Below are 22,614 nucleotides of genomic sequence, written 5' to 3'. Positions count from 1 at the left end.
AAGCCACTTAGTAGCGATGAAGCAATGCTGTTTTGTCATACCTGCGTAGGCAGGTATCCAGATTCCTGCCTACGCGGGAATGACAATGGGAAGCGGGAAGGGCAAAGGGAAGTGGGAATGATAACTTGCAAGTGCTTAGTCGAGTGATACTACGGCTCGCTAATAGGCAGAGTAGTGCTAATCGGATTAGCTATATATATTAATGATAAACGGATGCAGATTATTATGAAAAAGGCAGTAGCTTTAGTTAGTGGTGGTGCAGATTCAGCTACCGTACTAGCCATGATGGAAAAAATGAATTACGAAATTTATGCCATAAGTTTCAACTATTCTCAACGCAATAATGTTGAACTGGAGAAGGTTAAGCAATTAGTTAACAACTATAACATCAAACAGCATAAAATTGTAAATATTGATTTACGTAACTTTGGCGGATCAGCTCTTACTGACAATGCCATAGACGTACCAAAATATAAAGATCATAGTGAATTACAGAATGATCTATACTCAAAGCAGCAGATTATATACTCAAATGATTTGGAGAATTGGAACGTAAAACAAGGGGTGAGCGAGCGGAGCGTACACTTAGTACGTGAGCACGCGAATGCCCCGAAGTTTTGCGGAACCAATTCTTCAAATCATTTGAGTATACCAGTTACTTATGTACCAGCACGTAACACCATATTTTTAAGTTATGCTTTAGGATTTAGTGAAATAATAGGAGCTTTTGATATTTTTATAGGGATACATGCAACTGATTCCGCTAATTATCCAGATTGCCGTCTGGAATATTTAGCAGCTTTTAATAATCTGGCAAATCTGGCAACTGCTGTAGGAGTGTCAGGTAAACAAATTACCATTCATGCTCCCTTAATAAATATGTCAAAGGGAGAAATTATCAAGGCTGGTCTAGAATTAGGCGTAGATTATTCCAAAACGATTTCTTGTTATGATCCATCAGATGATGGGCTATCTTGTGGCACATGTCTTTCATGCTTAACTAGACTTAAAGCCTTTGAAGAGAATAATGTAACTGACCCCGCTAATTATAAAAAATAAATTATTTTCTAACATATGCTGAACCACTCTATATATCATCAATTTCCTGTATTAGACCTAGGTAATATAGTGCTTAGGGAATTAACTAGTGATGATTCCGAAAACTATTTTACCTATATGAATAAGCCAGAAATGCTACCATTCCTGACCGAACAAAATTGTCCATCGGACACGGCTCAAGCTACTGATGAGATAAGATATTGGTCCAGCTTATTTCATAATCATCGGGGATTTTACTGGGCTATTTCCCTCAAAGATACTAATAAACTTATAGGGACTGTTGGGTTTAATAGTGTTTCTGCAATGCACCTCAAAGCGGAAATAAGCTATGATCTTGATCCGGAATTTTGGGGTAAAGGAATTATGCTAAAATCTATCAAAGCTATTTTAAGGTTTATCGAATATGCTGGAATTGTTCGCACCCAAGCAACTGTTATAACTGACAATACTCGCTCAATTAAGGTTTTGGAACGATGTAATTTTGTTAAAGAGGGATTGCTCAAAAAATATGAGATTGTGCAAGGAATACATAGAGATTATTATATTTATGCTAAAGTGCTGTAGCGAGCGTTCACGGAAAAAAAGTTAAAGTACAAGATGTTATTGCGAGGAGTACACAAGCCTCAAACGTCATTGCGAAGAGAGCATAGGTCGACGAAGCAATCCAAAAAATGACCAGGAATGGATTGCTTAGTCGGCTACGCCTTCTCGCAATGACGTTTTTATGCTGTTGTAATACTTATAGAATAAAAATTGTAGGGTACTATGCACTAATTTAATCTGTTTCACTATACCAAAAAGATATAAGCTAAAGTTAGGAAGGCAAAATATCCAAACGAGTCGGTTATGGCGGTCAGGAATATACCTGAACCAGTGGCAGGATCAATATTTAAATAATGTAGAGTAATTGGTATTGCCGAACCAAAAAGACCAGCAATTAAGAAAGTTAGGATAACGGCTATGGAAAAAACTAAGCTAATCTGTGGATCAGAAAGCATTACTAAGATTAACAGTGCACCAACTAATGCCAATATAGAACCGTTAAATCCACATACAACCACTTCTTTAAGAAGTACTTTTAATACGTTATTATGATGGATATCTTTATTGGCAAGGGCTCTAACTGTTACTGTCATGGCTTGGGTTCCAGCATTTCCCCCCATAGAAGCAACAATAGGCGTGATAGCTGCCAATGTTATAAATTTGGCAATAGTTACACTGTACTGATTAATAATTATCGATGTCATACAAGCGGTAATTAGATTGACAAATAACCAAGGAAATCTATGTCTTACAGTATAAAATAGATTGTAGAATGTATCTTGGGTATAAACACCACCAAGTGACATTATATCTTTTTCTGTTTGTTGTTCAATGATGTAGAGCATATTGTCTATTGAAATGGTACCTATTAATTTACCGCTTTTATTGACCACTGGTACAATTGTTAAAGCATATTGCTTAAAAATAAAACTTAACTCACTTAAGTTAGTAAAGAGATCAGTAATTTTAAATTCAGGATTCATCAGATATTTTACTAATTCATTTCCTTTATGCTTAAGTAAAGTGCTTAGAAGTATAGTGCCTATAGGTCGATATTTATTATCTGTCACAATAGCAGCATGAAAATCTTGTGCTATATGTTGCTGTCTAATAAAATCTATAGCCATAGCTACTGTCCAATCTTCTTGAAATGACACAAAATGTCTTTCAATTACTCTACCAACACTGTCTTCTGGATAAGTACACCCTTCGATAATTTGTTGTCTCTTTTCTATTTTGAGATTATCTAAGATCATTTCTTTTGTTATATCATCAAGATCTTCTATAACTTCAACAGCATCTTCTATGGCAAGTTGATTAATTAAATGTACCGTTTTCTCTATACCTAAAGTTTGGATTATAAGTGGTTTTCTGCTTACACTAAGCTGTACTAGAGTCTCAGGCTTTAGTATATCTTTTAACAAAGGAAGAATTATTTTATATGTTCTATGATTTACATTATCTAAGAAATCTGCAAGATCTGCATAATGGAGATTAGTCATAATCTCCACGGCTTTACCAACATCATCATTATTCAAAAGATTATTAATCTGCTCAAACGTTTCATCAAATTGGTTTTGATGGATTGATAACATACTTTTTGGTTGACTCTGCATAACTCCTCGTTTAGTGCATATTCTGGATAACGAGTTATCTAGAATGCAGTTATATACTCAAATGATTTGGAGAATTGGCTTTGAAAATGAGGAGCGAGCATACCCAGCGTACGTGAGTATTCAAGTCTCTGATATTTTCAAAGAACAATTCTTCAAATCATTTGAGTATCAATGTAGAAATAATCAGGTTATTTTAACATGTTAGGCTTTATAAGACAACTAAGTTGAAACATATAGAATTGGTGCGGTCGAGAAGACTTGAACTTCCACTCTGTTAAGAACAACCCCCTCAAGGTTGTGCGTCTACCAATTTCGCCACGACCGCAATTAATATAATTATTTCAACAATATCTTAGACTTCTTCAGATATCTGCTATAGCTTCCTAAGAAGGATTGCAAGGATTATATCCGTTGTTCTAAGATAAGGATAGTGCCTAATTCAACTATAGTCAATTGACGAGAAGTTGGGGACGTTGTCATTCGTCGCTCTCCTATTACTTATAGGTGTCGCTCCATCGCTCCTAGCCCCAAATTCTACTGAATTGACTATATAGCTTGAATTTTGGCTATATATAGCAAATTATTCTATATATATCAACATATATACTCAATGAAACTCAACAATATGATGAATAAAAAATCTGCTCACCAAGCGTCTATTAGCGAGACCACGTAGTGGTTGTGGCAATCCATTATTCTTGCTTCGTCGGCTACGCCTTCTCGCAATGATGAAGGAATTATATAGAACATTAACGGGTTAGCTATAAATTAGTTTTAAAATCAGTTGTGTTTTTACTAACACAACTACTTTTACTAAATTAGGACGCTTGGCTATTTCTAGAGCGACCAGAATAAGGCTTTTTATCGTTATTATTACGAGGAAAATAACTTTTTCTACCATTATTGTTATTGTTGCTATTATTACCATTAAATGGTCTTCTACGATTCTTATTTCCGGTCATTTCTTCTCTTGAAGTACTCTCACCTTGGTTCATTAGGCGATCAATAGCTTTCCACCTAATATTATCTTCTGGCGAAATGAAGGATAATGCACAACCTGAAAGTCCTGCTCTACCAGTTCTACCTATTCTATGTAAATAATCTTCTGGAGACATTGGTAGGTCATAATTGATCACATGCTGTGTATGTGGTATATCTAAGCCACGAGCCGCAACATCTGTTGCCACCATAATTCTGTGACGAGAAGAGCGAAACGATGCAATTACGTGATCCCTTCTACCTTGTGTTAAATCACCATGGATAGCTTCAGCTTTGTGATCTTCAAATTTTAACATTTTTGCCAACTGATCGGCACCACGCTTAGTTTTCACAAAAATAATTATAGAACCATCACGTTGTTTTAATTGCTTTATAAGCTCAGGGAATTTCTCTTTATCAGAAACTCGCAAAGTTTCTTGTTTTATTTGAGAAGCAGCCTGAGTAGTTGAGCCAATAGTAATGCGTTTAGGGTTAATCACATATTTTTGCGATAGTGCAATAATATGTTTTGGCATAGTAGCTGAAAACATTAAAACCTGTCTTTTTTCAGGTATATATTTATTTATTTCTTCCAACTGTTCTTTCATGCCCATATCAAGCATCCTATCCATCTCATCAAGTACCACTAATTGTACTGTGTTTAATTTTAAGGTACCACGTAGTAAATGATCTATAATACGACCAGGGGTTCCAATCACCACTTTAGGATTTGCCTTTAGCTGCGTAAATTGTTTATGCATTGGTTCACCACCTATTAAAACCGCACTAGGAAGCTTAATTTGAGTAGTTACATTGGTTAAAGTAGTGCGTACTTGGCTAGCTAATTCCCGAGTTGGTACAAGTACCAAAGCCATTGATTTTGTCTGTATAAAAGAATTGACGATTGGTAGTAAATAGGCAAGGGTTTTACCTGAACCAGTTTGACTAGAAGCAAGAATATCACTACCTTGCATCGCAATCGGTATAGCCTCTCTTTGAATTTCTGTAGGAGAGGTGATGTTCATCTGTTCAAGTGATATAATCACTTCGTTTGGTAAATTAAAATTTTTCATTATTAAATCCAATGTTATTTATCGTAAATTAAAAATACTCAAATGCTTTAAGGAATTGAAAGGTTAAATGCAATTAAACTCCAAATCTTCAAAGCATTTGAGCAAACATATATTCTATACCTTAAAAAATAAATTTATGATTAAGTTCTTATGTTATAAAGCGGGTTATTAATTGTTGTATAGTAAAAGCGGCTGTAATTATAAATACAATCCTATCATAGATACTCTTTTGCTTTGAAAATCCATTTCCCCAAATCATTCGAGTATACTTAAAATAGTCCAATAAAATTACAGCTTTACTTACAGTGAACACTGAATTATAAAAGATAATGCACAGAGTGTATAAAAAGATGATACTACACAAAATTCACTAGTTTAATAACCACTCATAAATTTTGAGTAGTTGCTTGTAGTTTTAAATAAATATTATTTTATTTGCAGATTAACAGCAGAAATTTTTCCCTTATTGTCTTCTAGATCAAAGCCTACATTTTGACCTCCATTAAGATTACGGATCCCGGCACGCTCTACAGCTGAGATGTGAACAAAAACGTCATTCCCACCATCGTCTGGTTGAATAAAACCAAAACCTTTGGTTGTATTAAACCATTTGACCTTACCTACTTTAGTAGTCATAAAAACCTTTTAGTATAGAGTTACTTATCTGAACTTAATTCGCAACTCTTCCGTAGAAATTAAACCACATAACTGACAGGCAGACATAAGGCTTTCATGCTATTAAAGAGTTAATTATTAAACTCAAGTAGCATGCTACTCTTTTTCTTAATAATTGTCAATAAAGGATAATAAAATATCCATAGATTTTATATTTTTTTTTTGAAATATAGACATTTTAGCACATTTTCGTATTAATTACGTTATACGAGTATGTTGGTAACGAATACGATAAAAACTAATATAAAGTAAAGGGGTTACATAAAGTGTTAATATCGATCCAACAGCAATGCCTGTTACTAGAACCATAGCCATTTGGAAGCGACTATTGGCATAATTCCCACTATCAAAGAAAAGTGACAGCAAGCCAATACTCATAGCCAGAGAAGTAATTAAAATTGCCCTGATTCTTGATGTGGCTCCTGTTACTATTGATTTTATCCCTCCTTGCCCCTTTTGATGCATTGCACTACATAACAATACACTATGCTTAGTCATTAATCCCGCTAATGTGATAAGTGATATTTGAGTATAGATATTTAACCCCCCTTGAGTAAAATATAAACTCAATAAAGCTATACTTAAAGCAGCTGGAATTCCTCCAATTAGAATAATAAATGATAGCATTAAATCGTTAAAGCGTGCAAACATTAATAAGTAGAGTCCAAATACAGATACTAAAATTAGTAATGTAAATGATGATGTTGAATCAATAAGCATTTTCGTTTGTTCACTATAGCTAATATCACTATCACTTGGCAATTTACTATTTAACTGATCAATAGAATGCACTGCATCTTGCAATTTAACGCCATGTTTAGCAGTGGCAATTACTTCAATGGAATACTGCTCATTATAACGCATAATTTGATTAACTGTATTTACCCTATCAATATCGCATATATCCTTAAGCTGAATAAGGTTTTCTCCATTTTTCTGTGTTGTAATAAACATATTTTGTATATTACTTAGCATTTTACCAAATTTAGGGTCTGATTTAGCAACAACATCATAAGTATTATCATAATGCTTAAAGTTTCCTATCTTTCTAGCATTAAACAGAATATCTAAAGTATTTGATATATCTTTCTGACTTAAGCCATATTTGAATAATTTATCTTGATTACACCAAATTTTATAATCTTGCACAAGTGAAGTGGCAATAGCGATAACACTAGTAAATAAATTCTGTGAATTAGCCTGTATAAAATGAACATCCTGCCAAGCATTCTCCATAGATGAATGGTTATTGACATAAAAGCTCAACTCAACGTTACCCTTTGCTGAACCAGTATTTTTCCCCTGGGCAAACTTCACTGAAACATCTCCACCTACTGCTATTCTTGCGAGTTTAGCTTCAATTTCATGCAAGGTTTGCACCGCTTTAGTTTTATCTTTTAATATTATCCAAATTGTTGAACGTGGCGATTCTTCAATATTTAGGGTATATTTAATATTATCACTACTATTGACTATTTTAGTAATTTTCTCCATATAACGATGGATGTAACTTAAATTGGTATTAGGCATAAAGATGTTGGTAAGTATAATCATATCTTTTTTTTCAAATGGCTCAATTTCTATTTTCATAGAGTTTGATGCAACATATGTACCAGCTGCTACAACTATAGTTACTAAGAATAAAAATACTCTGGCATAGCGTATAATAAAAAATAAAGAACTTTTATATTTGTCCGTAATCATATCCAGCGTCTTATTAACAATTTGAGCAAATTTGCTTTCATGCGTATTATTTGCTAGTTTTAAGAACAATATAGGTGTTAAAGTAAACGCAACGATAAAGGACATCACTAAACAAGCAATGATTGATAGAGAAAATTCCTGTAAAATTTTTCCTACCTCTCCTTTAATAAACAAAATAGGGATATATATTACTACTAGCGTAAGCATCAATATTAAAACAGATAAAAAGAGACCATAAATTGCTTGCAATATACTAGTTAAAGCATTTTTATTTTTCTGATAGTAATGTTCAGCATTCTCAATCACTACGATAGAGTCGTCAACCACCAACCCTATAGCCAAGACCATTGCCAACATCGTTATCGAGTTGAGTGTAAAACCACACAAATATAGCATAACCAAACAAGCAGCCATTGAGACTGGAATTGCACAGATTGCAATAATTGAATATCGCACTGATCCCATTAGCAGTAAAACAATTACTGACACCAACAATACCGATTCAATCAAAGTTTTTTTCACTTCTTGAAAAGCTTGTAAAATATCTTGGCTATCATCAATAACAACCTGAAAGGTAAAGTGTGGATTAGCTTTTTCGTAATATTCTAGGAAATGTTTTACATTTTTTGATACATCAACTGGATTGGCATCTGACTTAGCAAAAATACCTAATAAAACAATTTTATTCGTGCCAAAATAGGCAAAACTAAGTGCCTCTTTATCTGATAGCGTAATGCTAGCAATATTTTTTAATTTTATAGCAACATTATTACTTTCCAAATTGATATCGCCAAAATCACTCAACTTATTGATTGTCGTATCAAAAGATATATACTCTGTTTTATATTGATTTGATAATTTACCACCAGAAAAATCAGTATTTTGTAGTGTTAACGAAGCAAGGACACTATCTAAAGGAATATAATATTTTGCAATTTTTTCCGGATCAATATCGATATTAACCACTTTTTCTGTCACACCAAAACCAGATGAATTGGCTACACCATCAACATATTTAAGCTTTTTCTTGATTGTTTCAATATCCTCAGCGGTAACTAACAAATTATTATTAGACCCCACAGCAATATACATCATTGGTAAAGCAGAAAAGCTTTCAGTCGAGATTATCGGGTCTTTAGCTCCCTCTGGCAAGAGAGCCTTATTTTTTAGTATCAAATCTCTAACTTGGTTAATTGCTTGTTCTATCGGAACTTTTTTGGCAATACTTAACGTTATTTTACTTTCTCCTAGCTGACTAACAGCAAGAATCGACTCAAGACCATCAACATGTGAAAAAACCTCTTCAAAAGGTTTAGTAATGTATTTCTCTATCAAATCCGGTCTGACGTTCGGGTTGATGATCGAAATATAAATATTTGAAGCAGGGATATTGGGTAAAAGTTGAATTTTCAGCTGCAAATATGCGTATATCCCAAGCAGTACCACCACAATATTGATCACCATAAAAATACTACTATGTTCCAACAATTTTTTTATCATAAAAGAACCCAAAGATTCATGATAGTTAAAATTGAGAAAAGCTTTTTCATATTAGTTTCTACTATAGCTCTGCCCCCCTATTGACCTCGGTAGTGATGATTTTTGTACGATGGGTTGTCGCTTGGGAGTGTTTATTCCGTTGGGAGTTGGGGTTAAAGGTTTAGATATGATTACTGGTTTTTTTACTGTTGCTGGATCAATTGCATTAGTTACAGGCTGCTTTTGGGTTACAGATTTAGGATTATTCGATACACCCTTAATTCCAACTCCTACTGTTTTTACTGGATCAGTTACCGTAGTTGGGGAGCTTTTTGGGATTACTGAAGTTTTGCTGCTCTGTTGTACTAGTCTGTTATTCATAACAAGTTTCTGCTCTAACATATCAGACGATTTTGTTAAATCATTTGCACTATTACTCTTAATGTCATTATGGGCTACAACTCCACCTATAGGGTCTGGATTAGCTAGCTGTTGTTCTAACTTCTTCATTGCTTGTTGTATTTCAACTAATTCTTGTTGACGCTTTTCCACCTCCCTTTTATGTTCTAGCTTCAAATCTGTAATTTGCTTTTCCTTCTCTTGGAGTGCCAGTTCGTTTCCTTTCTGCTCAGCCTTAACTGCCTTGCTTTCTGCAGCTTTTTGTGTTGAGTTTTTATAACTGTTAGTCAGATTTGCTAAATTTTTCTGTGATGCTTCAAGTGCTTTTTTTTGTGCATTATTATTCTTAGTCAAATCTGTTACATTTTTCTGCAGAGCAGTTTTGTCTTTTTTTAATTCTTGTTCTTTTGTTTTGAACTCGTCATTCAAATTGTCAACTATCCGCTTATGACCATCTTTAAGGTCTTTTTCTTTTGTTTTGAACTCGCTGATCAAATCTTTAACTGTCTTCTCCTGCTGCGCTTTAAGTGCTTTCTCTTGGTCTAGATAAGTACTCTGCAAGTCTTTTATCTCTTCATCCTTTTTACGTTTCTCTGCGATAATTTCTTGCTCTTTGTTTTTAATAGTATAATTCAAAGTTGTTATCTCGTCATCTTTTTCTGAGATATTATCAGTTAAAGTTGTTATCTGTGCGTCTTTCTCTGCGATATCCTCATTTAAGGATGTTATCTCGTCATCTTTTGCTGAGATATTATTAGTTAACTCTGCTAATTTTTCTTCTGCTTCACTGAATTGTTTTCGTAGGTCATCTAATTCTTCTGAACCTACTGTATTCACAGATGAATCTCCTTCTCCACTCGCTTTTGCTTTTCTAGCATTTGCTGTAGTTGCCGCACTGTGAGCTGCTGTAAGTTTTTGCTTAACCTCTTTAAGTATTTTATCAGCCTTTCGTTTCATATCCTGTGCTTTATTCTTAGCTAAGCTAAAGTCTTTATCAGCCTTGCGTTTTATATTAGTAGCATCTATCTTCTTATTACTTAAGGTAGTCTGAGCTGCTTCAACTAATCTAGAACCATTGCGTTTTATAGTATTAGCCTCTATTCTTTTATCACCTAAGAAATTCTCAGCTGCTGTAACTAATCTACCAGCCTTGCGTTTTATATTATTAGCATCTATCTTCTTATTATTGAAGAGATTCTCAGCTGCTCTAACTAATCCATTAGCCTTGCGTTTTATATCAGTAGCCTCCAGTTTCTTACTAGCTAAGAAAGACTGAGCTTGTGCAATCTCTTTTTTAGCTTGTGCTACTTGCTGAGTAATCAGTTCCTTTGCCTTTCTTAGTTCCTCCTGTTTTTGCATAATTGTTTTTTGTTGCAGAGTATTATTTGGATTTACTGCTGTACCTGCTATACTTGCCTCGTCCTTCAACTTTTGCAGTGCATTTGCTAACTCCTGTTCTTGTTTTGCTACCTCCTGTTCTGCTTCTTCTAATCTCTGTTTTGTCTGTTCTAACAATTTAGCCTGTTCAGTCAACTCTAGTATTTCCTCTTCTTTTTCTTTATACATTGTAGTTATATCTAAAAGTTCTTGTTCTAATTCGTCCAGCTTATCTAACTCAATATCATCTTCCTCTTTTTGTTTAATCAAAGCTGCTGTCTTTGCTTTTAACTCTTCATTAGCCTTAAACGCTGCATCTTTCTCTTGCTCCGCTTTATCCAGCTTAGCCTGAACTTCAGTCTGAGCTTTTTGCAAATTATCCAACTTATCTTGTTCAGTTTTGGCAAGTTGTTTAGCAGCTTCTAATTCCTTATCTTTCTCTGCCATCGCAGTCTGTGCATCTGCTGCAGCCTTAACTGCTTCATCTTTCTCTTTATTCGCAGTTGCTACCTTATCTGCTGCCTCTGCTGCAGCTTTAACCGCTTCATCTTTCTCTTTATTCGCAGTTGCTACCTTATCTGCTGCCTCTGCTGCAGCTTTAACCGCTTCATCTTTCTCTTTAGTCACAGTTGCTACCTTATCTGCGGCATCTGCTGCAGCTTTAACAGCTTCATCTTTCTCTTTATTCGCAGTTGCTACCTTATCTGCTGCCTCTGCTGCAGCTTTAACCGCTTCATCTTTCTCTTTATTCGCAGTTGCTACCTTATCTGCTGCCTCTGCTGCAGCTTTAACCGCTTCATCTTTCTCTTTAGTCACAGTTGCTACCTTATCTGCGGCATCTGCTGCAGCTTTAACCGCTTCATCTTTCTCTTTAGTCACAGTTGCTACCTTATCTGCGTCATCTGCTGCAGCTTTAACCGCTTCATCTTTCTCTTTATTCGCAGTTGCTACCTTATCTGCTGCCTCTGCTGCAGCTTTAACCGCTTCATCTTTCTCTTTATTCGCAGTTGCTACCTTATCTGCTGCCTCTGCTGCAGCTTTAACCGCTTCATCTTTCTCTTTATTCGCAGTTGCTACCTTATCTGCTGCCTCTGCTGCAGCTTTAACAGCTTCATCTTTCTCTTTAGTCACAGTTGCTACCTTATCTGCGGCATCTGCTGCAGCTTTAACCGCTTCATCTTTCTCTTTAGTCACAGTTGCTACCTTATCTGCGGCATCTGCTGCAGCTTTAACCGCTTCATCTTTCTCTTTAGTCACAGTTGCTACCTTATCTGCTGCCTCTGCTGCAGCTTTAACCGCTTCATCTTTCTCTTTAGTCACAGTTGCTACCTTATCTGCGGCATCTGCTGCAGCTTTAACCGCTTCATCTTTCTCTTTAGTCACAGTTGCTACCTTATCTGCTGCCTCTGCTGCAGCTTTAACCGCTTCATCTTTCTCTTTATTCGCAGTTGCTACCTTATCTGCTGCCTCTGCTGCAGCTTTAACCGCTTCATCTTTCTCTTTAGTCACAGTTGCTACCTTATCTGCGGCATCTGCTGCAGCCTTAACCGCTGCATCTTTATCCTTAGTCAAAGCTGTTGTCTGTGCTTTTAACTCTTCATTAGCCCTAATAGCATCGTCTAATTTCTTATCTTTCTCTGCCATCGTAGCCTGTGCATTTTTAAGCTCTGCAACCAACTTATCTTGTTCAGTTTTGGCAAGTTGTTTAGCAGCTTCTAATTCCTTATCTTTCTTTGCCATCGCAGCCTTTGCATCTGCTGCAGCTTTAACAGCTTCATCTTTCTCTTTAGTCACAGTTGCTACCTTATCTGCGTCATCTGCTGCAGCTTTAACCGCTTCATCTTTCTCTTTAGTCACAGTTGCTACCTTATCTGCGGCATCTGCTGCAGCTTTAACCGCTTCATCTTTCTCTTTAGTCACAGTTGCTACCTTATCTGCTGCCTCTGCTGCAGCTTTAACCGCTTCATCTTTCTCTTTATTCGCAGTTGCTACCTTATCTGCTGCCTCTGCTGCAGCTTTAACCGCTTCATCTTTCTCTTTAGTCACAGTTGCTACCTTATCTGCGGCATCTGCTGCAGCCTTAACCGCTGCATCTTTATCCTTAGTCAAAGCTGTTGTCTGTGCTTTTAACTCTTCATTAGCCCTAATAGCATCGTCTAATTTCTTATCTTTCTCTGCCATCGTAGCCTGTGCATTTTTAAGCTCTGCAACCAACTTATCTTGTTCAGTTTTGGCAAGTTGTTTAGCAGCTTCTAATTCCTTATCTTTCTTTGCCATCGCAGCCTTTGCATCTGCTGCAGCTTTAACCGCTGCATCTTTCTCTTGCTCCGCTTTAGCCAAAGCTGCTGCTTGTTTATCCAACTCTTCTTTCCGTTGTTGTTCTTTCTTAGCCGCCGCAGCCAACTCTGCTTTCTGTTGTTCAGCTTTATCATTAGCCGCCTGTAAAGCAGCGTCTTTTGCAGCCAAAGCTGCTTTCTGTTGTTGTTCTTTCTCAACCATTGCAGCCAAAGCTGCTTTCTGTTGTTGTTCTTTCTCAACCATTGCAGCCAAAGCTGCTGCTTGTTGCTGTTCTTTTTTAACCGCTTCAGCTTTCTCTCGCTCCGCTGCAACCAGCTTAGCATGGGTTTCATCCTGAGCTTTTTGCAAATTATCTTGTTCAGTTTTGGTAAGTAGTTTAGCAGCGTCTAATTCTTTTTGATTCTTTGTTATCTCAGCCTGTGCATTCTTTAATTCTGGTTCTTTTTGAACAAAACCTGCCATCTGTTGTTGTGAACCACCTCTATTTTGTTGAGCCTGCTGACTAAATGAATTAGTTTTTATCTCAGGTTGCTTAGATAATTGGGATTCTAATTTTTCTAGTTTCTCAAGTTCTAGTGTTTTCTTCGTGTATTTATCATCCAAATCATTTATGTTGCTTAGTAACTTTGCTAATTTTTCTTCAGCTGCTTTGATATCCTCATGCAATTTCACAGTATTTTCTGAAGGTGCTTGCCGTTCTAAATTCACTTCTTCCCTTTGAACAATTTGGCTGTCTGGTTGCTTATTATCATCTAAAATTATTGCTTGTTGACTAGAATTCCCAGTTACCTGACTTGGTGATTGATTAGTTTTAGTATTTTGATCTTTTGTAGTAATATTAAGATTTTCATCTTCATTTACATGTTTTTTAGAATCCCTTTGAGAGTTTGTATCCTCTTGAGTAATACGCTTATTACTACCAATATATTGTTCTGGGGTAGGATTATTACTAGGAGCAGCTCTTTGCCCAGTACTTGATGAAGAATTTGAATTACTCGAGCTATTATTATCGTTACTATTCTTATCGTTATTATTCTTATCGTTATTATTATTTTTGGAATCTTCTAGCTCTACCTTTTTCTCATTCAGTTCTTGCTCAAGAGCCTGTTTTTTCTTGATTAGTGTCTGTATTTCCCCAGCTTGTATTACATTCATTCTCCTAAGTTGAGCTGGATTATCAACCTCACCAGCATGAACAGAACTACAGAATAATAGTATTATAAGAAAGTATAGTTTTTTCATTTATCTAATTAATATTTGTTTTAGTTTTCAATATAAATAAGGGGAAGGTTAACATTACCCTATTACTAACTATTCTATAATATAGCAGATTTTTATGATCCACTAATAGCTATTTTCATTATTCTTATATTATAATTCTGACCTAGTTGTCTCATCTTCAATCAGAACCTTAGCCCCATCACCCAATCCCTTTTTTCCTGAAATAACCACTTGGTCATTTGGTTTGATGCCACTAACTACCTCTACACTTTGACTATCACTATCACCTATTTCAACCTTTACTTTTTTAGCTATATTATTTTCAATAACGTAGACAAAATAATAGGATTCAAAAAAGATAGCTGAGTTTGGTAATTTTATCCGTTGCTTATTGCTATTGAAAACAACATTTACATTAACAAATAAGCCAGGCGTGATTGAATTGTCATCATTTGGAATAAACGCCTCAATATAGACTGAGTGATTCTTCTCTTGAGCAATTTCTGAAGTTTTAAAATCGCTTAGTTTAAGGGCTAAATCTAAAGCAGGAATATAGATGTTAACATAGCTATCCGGAGAACTTTTAAATTTCTGATAGTCGCTCTCATCGAGCTCAAATGCAACCTTGATAATATGAATATCGTAAAGAACGGCAATTTTATCCTTTTGTGTAACAAGCTCTCCGTCAGCAACAAGTTTTCGTTCAACAACGCCACTTAACGGAGCAACAATATAATGATTGGTCTTGTCATCAAGTAATGTATAATATTTATGTTTAGCATCAAGATATTCTATGCGATGGTTTACATATTCTGTATAGCTAATGAGATTCTTATCTGATAGCTGTTTCATCGCATTAGCTTTTTTCTCTTTAAGACGATACTCTTCATTTGCCAGTGCAATCAGGTAGTCAATTTGCGTGGTATCTAATACTGCTAAAATATCACCTTTATTGACATAACTACCTATCGGCAAATCAAGCTCTTTAATTCTCCCTGTTACATTGACTTTAACTGCATGTGTTTCATATGGCAAGGTTTTGCCCGTTGTAACCAATATATCATTTGTTTCTTCTGAATATTGAGCCTTAACCACCTCAACAGGAACCATGGTCGCTTGATTATCAACTTGCTGAGCGGGGATTTGTTTATCATTTGCTTTTTTGATAAAAACTATCACCACAACAATCGCTGTTATAACAAATAATATCCCATATATAACTTTTCTTCGACTCATTAACGCCATATCTACCTGCCTTATGAGTCGTAAGAAAACAACACTTACAAATTAGTTTCTTATAACTCTATGTTATTTAATTAAACACACTATGATTTATAAGAGTTATTATTTTACAACTCCTAAAAGAATAGCTAAACCGACTACTTTTCATCCGTTTTATCCGGTTTATACGATGAAATATATACATTAAAAATTTATTGTCAAGTTAAATTATTATGTTATTGAAAAAATATAAATTTGATGATTACTTTAATATATTTGGGAATCATAAGAAAATAACACTTACAAATAGTTTCTTATAAACCCGAATAAGTTTTAGATATCCCAAACGTCATTGCAAGAAAGCGTAAGCCGATAAAGCAATCCTTTATGGTTACTTTTTTGGATTGCTTCGTAGCTAAAGACGGAGAAGCTATCTAAAACATTAACGGGTTAGCTATATAACTCTTTACTCGTAACCTGATAGTCTGTATAAACTTTATATCTTTATTATTCTTACATAATTTTAATATATTATCACGAAATAATTAATAAATGTCAAGGATTTCACAGAAATTTACGGTGAGTATTCACAAAGAAAAAGTTAAAGTACAAGATGTCATTGCGAGAAAGCATGAGCCTAGAAGCGATCCATTCCTGGGCATTTTGGGGATTGCCGCGTCGCCGCAAAGCGGCTCCTCGCAATGACTCTTAGCGATCAGATTTTTTATCATAAGAAAATAGAAAAAAAAATGTAGGGTACTATCGATATATACTCAAATGATCCTATAAATTCATCTAATCTTTTTCATATTTAGACATTTTAGCAGCTAAGCGGTATTGATTAATTCCATCAATATGAGATTTAATTTCCTTTTTAATATGCTCTTTTCTTTCTTCTATTTTTTTCAATACTGCTTCGCTATACTCTAAAGATTGGTTATCACCATTGGCTTGGGCTCTCTCACGCATAATATCATAATGTTCTTGTCTGCGTATATATCTATCCTCATCAATCATTCTTTGCTCAATCTTATGGGCATTGTCAATCATTTCACGAGTTTGAGTATCTGTTGCTTTCTCTCGCATAAATCTTTCCCCCATTAATACTGGACTTTCTCCATCATTTTCACCTTGAGCAAGAGCATTATATACCTGAAAGGAAAGCTCTTTGTTGGTTAATTGTTCATAATAATCAATATCTGTTGTTCTACCCTGTAATTCAAGTCTAGCTAGATATTCAGGAGATGAAATATCTTCCTGAACAGCAATAGTCTCTTTATTGATTTTGGTCTTAAGTTTTTGATATTCCAAAGATCGTTGTTCATCCTCAAGTGATTCATTATGGGTTCTAAGTCTTGGATCATTATAATTAAAATCTTCCCACTCAGCCCCAGTCAAGTTACCCTCAAAAGCATCCCGTAAATCTTTACCAACAATAGCAGTCAGAGCTTCCCGCTTTAACCCTTCATAACCAGCATATATTTTCTCCCCTATATTCCTACGTTTTCTATCCCGTAACGCTCTCTTTTCATCAACGCGCTTGTTCATCTCTTGCCAACTTCTGAGAGGGGCTATATTTTTACCAAATAATCCTACTCCTCTTTTTGACATTTCTTTATGCGAGTTCATATAAGCCTGCTGGAAATCTTTGGTAAACTTTACATCACTGGCTAATTCTCGTAAACTCTTACCATCTTTAGTTTTCATTAACTCATTAAGTTGTTTCTTTTGATCTTCATTAAGAGAATCATATTTTTTACCTTCACCAAATTTAAGAGCTGCTAAATGATCTCGAAGTTCTGAATAACTACTGCCAGTAAATTCTTTAACTGGTTCATCAGGTTTAATGGTTTTCATAACCTCGTTAATAGCTCTGTGATAATCACTTTCAGCTTTAACATTAACGTCTTTATAGTCTATACCGTAATTTCTTTTTACTTCACTTAAAACACTCGAATTTACTGATTTGGGGTCAAGTGCCTCTCGTGCTACACCCCCCATCATTTTTTCCTCATACCATATAGCAACAGGCATTGTTATCATTTCAAGTCCTTGATCTACCCTTTTCTTGACAGCACCGAAAGCATAGTTTGTGGGTCTCTCTATTTGTTGCTGAATAGGGGTAAAGGCACTTTGTCCAACTCCTTGTAAATTTGTCAAATTACCTGATGTGCTAGATAAGAATTTAGCACTTGAAACAGCTATATCATTAAATTTACTTAGTAAATAAACACATACAAAAATTAACAATAATCCATCCAGCTGAACAAATTTACCATTAAAAAAGTTGTTAATTCTTGCTAAATCTTTGACTGGATCTAAAAATGGTAACTCAATATATCTATTCTCCTGACATTCATAAGCTGAACATATTCTACCCTCCGGAGAACTACCTTCTGGCGAATTATCCCTTACACGATGATCAACAGGTACTAATATATCAGCTCTTGCTTTACTAAATTGGTTACCTTTCATTGGAGATGGAAACCACCAATAAAATATCGAGTCTCCAAGACTAGTATCTAGGTCTTCATTAATACTACCAAATAGTTCATTTATTGGACCTAAATTTGGGAAGTCATACTTACATACACCAAAACCAAGTGAAGAATATATCTCTGTTCTAATAATCATTGAAATAAACGCTAAACCAGTAAATAATATAATCGGTTGTATAGCATATGATATTAGCTGCCTTAACCAGTTCTCAAACAATGAACGGGTAATACCAAATAACATAAAGCAGATGAATATTGGTGCCATTATGATAATCATCCCAATAATTATCAATGCCGTAAGATATATAACAGTAGCCTTAAATACCATCATGAAGATATAATAAAGAGCTATCAAGAATAGAATTATATATATAAACCCTAATGGATCGACGAACAGTAATGAAAATAATTTTGCCATAGTTTGTGGAGCAATCATCAAGCCTATTATACTCCAAGAACCTGGCCCGATCGCAGCAGTCTGTTTAATTATTTGTAATATTTGCTCTACCCCTTCTACAAAAAACACAAACAAATAATCATGAAAAAATTGCCAACTACTAGTGGAGCTAAGTAAAGTAGATACTATACTAACTTTTAATATTCTGATTATTAATTCGGTATGTGTAAGATTAACATTGCCAATCAGAAAAGAAAAGCCTGTAAATATAACATACAAAGTCAACAAAGCCGAAACAGATAAACGATATCCTGGTTTTTTAATAATATTTTCGTAAATTTTCCTAACTAACCCATGTTCCTCTCCTTTACCAAATAACTCAACTTTTATTAAATTTACTAAAAAGTCAATAGGATCTGGTCTAGTATCATTAACCCCAGATTTAATAACTACACGATACTGACCATTATTATCATCGTAAAACTTATCTAAAATCTTGAAATATAATGGAGATTTATCGTATTGCTTTTTTTTACCTTGATCTTCATCATATTTATAACTTATCCCTCCAGCTTTTACTAATTCACCTCTTTTATTAAGATCATAAAATGTATGACCAACCATAGGCTCACCAAGATGGGCGGTAATTCCTTTTGGTGTACGTTGGGTATCCAATGAAAGATTAGGATTTGTATTACTTTCAGCAATCAATAAATATAGCCCCACTCCATTTTTAAATAAGCATGGTGCATTACTAACTTTAGCATCTTTACTATTAGTACACATCTTACCATCTCTAAATTGGCATTCTTGTAATCTTTTACAAAATTCAGATAAAGTATTGGTATTATTTTCTTGACCATACCATGCACACCAAGCTGATAACTCTGAAGGGCTATTTTTATCTCCTTTAGCAAAATCCCAAGTTTTTACCAAGATAGTCAGTGGTTGACCATTTACATTATATCCAGTATCAACCCAAGGAGCAGATTGATTATCTTGTTGTTGCCCACTTAACTCTTCTTTTTTATATCTTGAAGAAATTACAAATTTTATAAAGCCAAAATCATCTGCATCAATGCACCTATCCCCAGTACACCCTGAAAGGCAAAATATAGAAATTAATAAAATAACAAAAATATTCTTCATTTAGAAAAACCTAGACTTAAATAGTAACTCACCTTACGCATAAACCCCGTGACAATTTAAAAGTTGTAGAAAAGTACAAGCCGTCATTAGCGAGGAGCCGCTTTGCGGCGACGCGGCAATCCATATTATATTAATTTTTATGGATTGCTTCAATGCTACTAAAGTAGCTCCTTGCAATGATGCCAGACTATAGTAATTATTCTGTTTTATTAGATACACCACCTGCTCCACCACCATCTGAATCATGTCTTGAGGCAAATATTTTGCCTGTATATTCTTTTTTATTTTCAGAGTCCTCTCTACCCTTTGCTCTATAATTTTGATCGATTACCTTGTCTTTAAATATTCTCGCTGGGGCAAGAGCTACATCCTTAATAGGTTTTGCTACAGTTCCCATATCCTGCATAATAGATTTTGTAGGATTATCAGGCTCTTGGAAATTCCCCTCCCGCCTTGCAGGTTGTACATTAGTCAATAGGACAACCACTTTAGTAACATAATCCACAAGCCCATGAGCCATTAGGCAATAAGCATAGAATAACAAACAACTGGTAAATATTACCAAAAATGTACCTGTAGAATTTAATAAAGTGTCTAAATCATTAATTTCTGCAACTGATGGACTAAAAAAAGGTATCCCAGGTAAAAATGGCAAACTAAAAGAAAAATTAATTGGTATATCTATATGTGTTAAATCTAAACCTATAGCTATTGGTAAGAATTCTGGATTCCAACATGCTCTAACCACAATTTTTAAAAGTTGCTCAGACATTACCTGATCTATTAATAGAAAAAATATTAATAATATGCTTGGTTGCATCATATAACTAAATAAAGTAGATAGCCAGTTATCAAAGATACTTTTCGTTTTTTCAAATAGTACCAAGATTATAAAGAATTGTGCTAAAGATATCATCACTGAAAGACCAATATACGCTATAACGTAACCTATGATGACTTCCAAAATAGCTCTGAAGTAAAGTATAAGAGAATAAATAGTTATGATAGCAACAATAGTAAGACCATTATGGATTTGTAATAGCTGTATAAATAGTAATAACCAAAATCGACCATTGGTATATTTGTCAAATATTGGATCAATAAAACCGAAAATATTAGACTTAGAACTAGTGAGTCCTGATACATTGCTCATTATATAGTCAGTACCCTCAATAAAGGCACTAAATAAATAATCATTAAAAAAGCTCCAACTATTCTCTCCTATTAGGATTACTATTAAAGTTATTTTGATAATTCTCGTTAATAAGTCCTTAGCAGTTATTTGGGTAGCACCCGCTAAAAAGGTTAACGCATATATCATTACGTAGAGAATTAATGCCGATTTGATGATTCGTTGTAATGTTACGTTTTTAGTTAGTTTAGTATAGAAATGCCAAGTACAATTATGAAAACTATCAGTAATAGGTTTAACGGCTCCTTTATATACGATATCTGAAAACCAAGTACCCCCAGTGTAATTAGCATAATTTACACTAATTTCTCCCATTACCTCTTTATTAGGGTTCTTGACTCTAACCCATAAATAGCCATCTTTTTCAGCATCAATTGAAAAATCTTGGGCAATTTGTGTACCCACGGTTGATTCGGTTGGCGTTCCACCATCGTTCGTTATAATATATTCAATTTCTATGTTTTTTTGTTGTGCATCACTAATAACCTTATCACCGTTACCTATTTCCACAACCATAATGTAGCGTCCAAAATGTAAGAAACTAGCACTCAAATCTACATTGGAGCTATTAATATAAGAATTAAGCTCATTAAGATTAGTAAAACTATTCCAATCGCTCATTAGGGGTTTGTCTAAAGCAGTAAACATACCTTGAATTAACCAGCTAGTTGAAAAATTTAAATCCCCGGCAATATCAGATTTATAATATAAGAAATTCTTTTTTAAAAATTTAGAATATACAAAACTTTCTGCTTCTCTCTTTACGATCTGATTACTTACTAATATCCTCATCCCTCGCCCTTGATCATAGAAGCACATGGGGGTGTTGTTCTTATCATTGGCAGAATCAGGACAAGCTGTAATACCTAAGTTACTCATATTTTGTATAGAGGCTTGAGTTAATGGCTTACCAACTAATATTAGCTTATCTAATATCTTATACTTGGTATTTGTCTCAGTACCACTACACTCTATGCTCTTTCTTGAGGGATCAATAGAATCACACAATCTTTCTGCAGTTGAATATAGTATTTTATTATCAAGGTTACTATTGGTATAAAGTGACGGGACTGCCAATATATTATTATCAAGTTCTTTATTTACCAAATCCTTATCAGTAGCTGCACTAAAAAACTCTCCTGCTGCTGCAAGAGTTATGTTTATTACATCACCTTTTTCCACACGAATTTTTTGTCTATTTTTAGCAAAATAGTCTACATAACTTTGCATTTTGTAAAATGCCAAACTAGTCCAATCTTTAGTTGGATCAGTTGTATTAAATTTGGGAAAATTAGTAGCTTCATACTTATTAGTTGAATAATTAAAAGTTTTAATAAATATTTGAGGTCTATCGAACCTTGGATCTATACGATAAATCACCAGATATTTTCTTGGACTGCTTACAGCCCCACTAGTACTCCATTCAAACTTAATTGTTTTATCTTTTTTGACATAATTACCGGTAGAATTCCATATATTTGGTTTTGCAAGGTCTAAAGAAATCCTACCTTCTTGGAAACTATGAAATTTTGGTACTTCTAGGCATGATGAAAATAAAGCACTAAGCCCTCCTAAAGTCGCATTCATCCAATCATATTTACTATCATCGGCTTTGGCAGGATGGAAGGCTAAGAGAACTACTAAGGCAATAAATATTTGCCCCTTAAGTAGTAAATCTACCAATAAAATTAGATACTTAAAATTTCTCATCCTATTCACTTAATTAATTGGGATT

10 protein-coding genes and 1 tRNA gene are annotated in these 22,614 nt (G+C 34.6%); 2 read left to right on the top strand and 9 right to left on the bottom strand.

The window, feature by feature from the left end:
- Positions 1-225: 225 nt before the first annotated feature.
- The gene (locus tag ACFELW_RS05655; RefSeq protein WP_341759325.1) at positions 226-1,059 is read left to right on the top strand and encodes a 7-cyano-7-deazaguanine synthase; all 834 of its coding nucleotides are present in this window, start codon (positions 226-228) and stop codon (positions 1,057-1,059) included.
- A 15-nt stretch (positions 1,060-1,074) separates the two neighbouring features.
- Positions 1,075-1,623 (top strand): GNAT family N-acetyltransferase, encoded by a 549-nt coding sequence (locus tag ACFELW_RS05650; protein ID WP_341759324.1) that lies wholly within the window; start codon positions 1,075-1,077, stop codon positions 1,621-1,623.
- 224 nt (positions 1,624-1,847) lie between these two features.
- On the opposite strand, the gene mgtE is transcribed toward ACFELW_RS05650, so the two are convergent.
- The 9 genes from mgtE to ACFELW_RS05600 all read right to left on the bottom strand — a co-directional run bounded on the left by mgtE (position 1,848) and on the right by ACFELW_RS05600 (position 22,589).
- Positions 1,848-3,218: a magnesium transporter gene (gene mgtE / locus ACFELW_RS05645; RefSeq protein ID WP_375329901.1), complete on the bottom strand. Its 1,371-nt coding sequence runs from the start codon at positions 3,216-3,218 to the stop codon at positions 1,848-1,850.
- Positions 3,219-3,458: 240 nt separating this feature from the next.
- Positions 3,459-3,543: transfer RNA gene (locus ACFELW_RS05640), tRNA-Leu, on the bottom strand.
- A gap of 493 nt (positions 3,544-4,036) precedes the next feature.
- A complete protein-coding gene (locus ACFELW_RS05630) occupies positions 4,037-5,269 on the bottom strand; it encodes a DEAD/DEAH box helicase (RefSeq protein WP_341759322.1) in 1,233 nt (410 codons plus the stop codon).
- Positions 5,270-5,695: 426 nt separating this feature from the next.
- Positions 5,696-5,905, bottom strand: coding sequence for a cold-shock protein (locus ACFELW_RS05625; protein ID WP_375329900.1), 210 nt, complete (start codon positions 5,903-5,905; stop codon positions 5,696-5,698).
- Positions 5,906-6,142: 237 nt separating this feature from the next.
- Entirely contained in the window at positions 6,143-9,148 is a 3,006-nt protein-coding gene (locus tag ACFELW_RS05620) for an efflux RND transporter permease subunit (protein WP_375329899.1), read from the bottom strand.
- A gap of 51 nt (positions 9,149-9,199) precedes the next feature.
- The gene (locus ACFELW_RS05615) at positions 9,200-14,443 is read right to left on the bottom strand and encodes a hypothetical protein (RefSeq protein WP_375329898.1); all 5,244 of its coding nucleotides are present in this window, start codon (positions 14,441-14,443) and stop codon (positions 9,200-9,202) included.
- A 129-nt stretch (positions 14,444-14,572) separates the two neighbouring features.
- Entirely contained in the window at positions 14,573-15,658 is a 1,086-nt protein-coding gene (locus ACFELW_RS05610) for an efflux RND transporter periplasmic adaptor subunit (protein ID WP_375329897.1), read from the bottom strand.
- Positions 15,659-16,438: 780 nt separating this feature from the next.
- Positions 16,439-19,687: a type IV secretion system protein gene (locus ACFELW_RS05605; RefSeq protein WP_375329896.1), complete on the bottom strand. Its 3,249-nt coding sequence runs from the start codon at positions 19,685-19,687 to the stop codon at positions 16,439-16,441.
- Between the two features lie 196 nt (positions 19,688-19,883).
- Positions 19,884-22,589: a type IV secretion system protein gene (locus tag ACFELW_RS05600; RefSeq protein WP_375329895.1), complete on the bottom strand. Its 2,706-nt coding sequence runs from the start codon at positions 22,587-22,589 to the stop codon at positions 19,884-19,886.
- Positions 22,590-22,614 lie beyond the last annotated feature (25 nt).

Source organism: Candidatus Tisiphia endosymbiont of Nemotelus uliginosus (assembly GCF_964264755.1).
In the GTDB taxonomy this organism is placed as follows: domain Bacteria; phylum Pseudomonadota; class Alphaproteobacteria; order Rickettsiales; family Rickettsiaceae; genus Tisiphia.
Note: the sequence above shows the minus strand (reverse complement) of the source record. Positions and strands in the feature narration are given on the sequence as shown.

Bases quoted from the DNA above. Each gene is read 5' to 3' on its own strand.
- ACFELW_RS05615 (WP_375329898.1), bottom strand. From the start codon at position 14,443: ATGAAAAAACTATACTTTCTTATAATACTATTATTCTGTAGTTCTGTT.
- mgtE (WP_375329901.1), bottom strand. From the start codon at position 3,218: ATGCAGAGTCAACCAAAAAGTATGTTATCAATCCATCAAAACCAATTT.
- ACFELW_RS05650 (WP_341759324.1), top strand. From the start codon at position 1,075: ATGCTGAACCACTCTATATATCATCAATTTCCTGTATTAGACCTAGGT.
- ACFELW_RS05600 (WP_375329895.1), bottom strand. From the start codon at position 22,589: ATGAGAAATTTTAAGTATCTAATTTTATTGGTAGATTTACTACTTAAG.
- ACFELW_RS05630 (WP_341759322.1), bottom strand. From the start codon at position 5,269: ATGAAAAATTTTAATTTACCAAACGAAGTGATTATATCACTTGAACAG.
- ACFELW_RS05625 (WP_375329900.1), bottom strand. From the start codon at position 5,905: ATGACTACTAAAGTAGGTAAGGTCAAATGGTTTAATACAACCAAAGGT.
- ACFELW_RS05610 (WP_375329897.1), bottom strand. From the start codon at position 15,658: ATGAGTCGAAGAAAAGTTATATATGGGATATTATTTGTTATAACAGCG.
- ACFELW_RS05620 (WP_375329899.1), bottom strand. From the start codon at position 9,148: ATGATAAAAAAATTGTTGGAACATAGTAGTATTTTTATGGTGATCAAT.
- ACFELW_RS05605 (WP_375329896.1), bottom strand. From the start codon at position 19,687: ATGAAGAATATTTTTGTTATTTTATTAATTTCTATATTTTGCCTTTCA.
- ACFELW_RS05655 (WP_341759325.1), top strand. From the start codon at position 226: ATGAAAAAGGCAGTAGCTTTAGTTAGTGGTGGTGCAGATTCAGCTACC.